Source organism: Pseudomonadota bacterium, assembly GCA_010028905.1.
Lineage (GTDB): Bacteria > Vulcanimicrobiota > Xenobia > RGZZ01 > RGZZ01 > RGZZ01.
This window is the reverse complement of record RGZZ01000873.1, coordinates 1-1,200: the sequence shown is the minus strand read 5'-3', so window position 1 is coordinate 1,200 and position 1,200 is coordinate 1. Positions and strand designations below refer to the sequence as shown.

General features: G+C 67.6%; 2 protein-coding genes. Both read left to right on the top strand.

The window, feature by feature from the left end; all coding sequences use genetic code 11:
• On the top strand, positions 1–746 hold a 746-nt coding region (locus tag EB084_26030), incomplete at its 5' end, for a hypothetical protein (protein NDD31724.1).
• Positions 733–1,200 (top strand): hypothetical protein (locus EB084_26025; GenBank protein NDD31723.1); only part of this gene is annotated, 468 nt, incomplete at its 3' end. The genes EB084_26030 and EB084_26025, both read left to right, overlap by 14 nt.

Here is a 1,200-nt window from a genome sequence, read left to right as displayed (position 1 = left end):
CCAGCCTGGCCGATCTCGAGGAGATCGCCCGTCGCACATCACGCCTGCTCAAGTCCATCGGATTCTCCGAATCGTTCAAGCAAGAGCCCGGCTGGCCCGTGTCAGCGGTAGAGCTGCTGAGCCTCGACAAGAATCGGGTGCTGCTGGCGGAGACCCACCCCTCTCCCGTGTCGCAGGCCCTGACCGGCGAAGGGATATCGACCCTGGCCATCGAGTCTGTGAGCGCCATGGCAAGAGACCTCGTGACCCTTCACCGCTTCAATGTGCGGCCCACAAACCAGATCGCGGCGCTGCAGCCCGTGGCCACCGACGCCCTGCCCCCTCCGCTCGAGGCGCTGGGCACCACCGCACTCGCGCTGCTCACCGGGAGCGGGGTCGACGTGGCATCGTGCAGCTTTGGCCACTTCAGCTACCCGGGCTCACCCCTGGCGTCGCACCCTTACGTGCTGCAGCCAAAGCCCCATCCCCTCACGGTTCCAAAGCTGCAGCCCGTGCTCGACGAAGACGCGCCCCCCCCGACCTGGGCCGAGCGCACCGTGCGCAAGCTTACCGGCCTGGGTCTGCATCACCTCGTGATCAACCTCGACCACCCGATCATTCTCCGGCTCAAGCGCCTGGCAGAGGTCGACACCCGCACGGCCGGGTTCCTGCTGGCCAAGCTGGTGTGCCTGGCCGACGGTCTCCATCCCGAGATGAACGCGCGCCTGCTGCAACACGCACTGGAGGGCGACCATGGCGCGCGCTGATCGACTGCTCGAGCACCTTCGCAAGGCCGGCACCGTTGACTCAGAAGGCTTCTTCACCCTCGATGGGCGCAAGGCGCAGGCGAAGATGCGCGAATATGCCCTGGTCGACGCCCACGAGTACGTGCTCGAGATCATCCGTGCCGCCGTGGTCGGAGGCGCCTCGCGCATCGACGTGACGGCCGACGCCCAGGGCGTGTCGGTGAGCGCGCCGGGCTGGCGGGTCTCCGACGCGTTCCTCGAAGACCCGTTTGCGGGCATCTTCCTCTCGCAGGAGCGCAACGAGACGCTGGACTGGCGGCATCTCGCCATCGGCCTCAACGCGGCGCTCTCGCTCAACCCGCGTGCCGTCGAGGTGCGCGTGGGAAAGCAAAGGCTGCGCATCGATTCGGCCGACACGCGCACCCTGCACACCGAGGCGACCGAGCAGGTGGGAACCCGCGTCGACGTGATCGAG